The organism is Mycobacterium sp. NGS67 (genome assembly GCF_059812185.1).
Window position 1 is genome coordinate 1 of sequence record NZ_JCALCF010000077.1, and the last position, 1,020, is coordinate 1,020.

General features: G+C 62.1%; 1 protein-coding gene. It reads right to left on the minus strand.

The window, feature by feature from the left end; genetic code table 11:
- Positions 1 to 1,020 (minus strand): pentapeptide repeat-containing protein (locus AC5Y4D_RS27290; protein WP_500038771.1); only part of this gene is annotated, 1,020 nt, incomplete at both ends.

The window sequence follows — 1,020 nt, forward strand, 5'->3', positions numbered from 1 at the left end:
CTGTTGAAGTCACCACTGTTGAAGCTGCCCTCGTTGAAGCTTCCGGTGTTGTAGCTACCCCGGTTACCGATACCGGTGTTGAAATTGCCGGGATTGAACAACCCGGTGTTACCGATACCGGAGTTACCGATACCGGTGTTGTAGCTGCCGGTGTTGAACAACCCCGAGTTACCCACCCCGGCGTTCATAAAGCCGCGCAAATCAAAACCGGTATTACCGATACCGATATTGCCGTTCCCGGTATTACCGAACCCGATGTTGTAATCACCGGTATTGCCGAACCCGATATTGCCGGTGCCGGTATTGCCGAACGCGTCGGTCACCGCAGCCGTCGCCGCCGCCGGATTCACGGTCAACAAACCGTTCAACGTGGCCGACAGATTCGTCCCACCCAGCAAGGTACTGATGGCCGGGCTGCTCAGCAGGCTGCTCAACTTCGGACTGCTCAGCAGATTGCTTACAGCAGGACTGCTCAGCAGATTGCTCACCGCGGGACTGCTCAGCAAATTGCCCACGGTCGGGCTGCTCAGCAAATTGGTCAGACTGCCGCCGCTCAACACAGCGCTCAACGCACCGCTGCTCAATACGCTGCTCAGGCCCCCACCGGACAAGGTCGACACCAACCCCTGCACGCCCCAGCCGCCGAACTGCGCAAACGACAGCGGCAAGAACTGACGGCCGTAGGACCCCCAGCGCCCAGCTGCCGCCGCACCAGTACCAGCCTCACCCAGCCCCAGGCTGTGCAGGTTCAGGTTGGCGAGATTTCCAGTACCCAGACGCAGACTGCTCAACAACCCGCTGAGGTTGAACCCACCCAGCAGCCCGCCCAGCCGCACATTCACCGCACCCAGGACCGCCCCGGCGCCGCTCCTGTTGAAAGCGCCGGCCAACCCGGCAAGCTCCGTCGCGGCGGCCTTGACCAAACCGCCCGCACCGGCCAACGAACCCAACGGCAACTTGGTGAATGGGGTCAGCGCCGCCGCAGCCGCCGAAGCACCACCGTGGTAACCCAGCATCGCG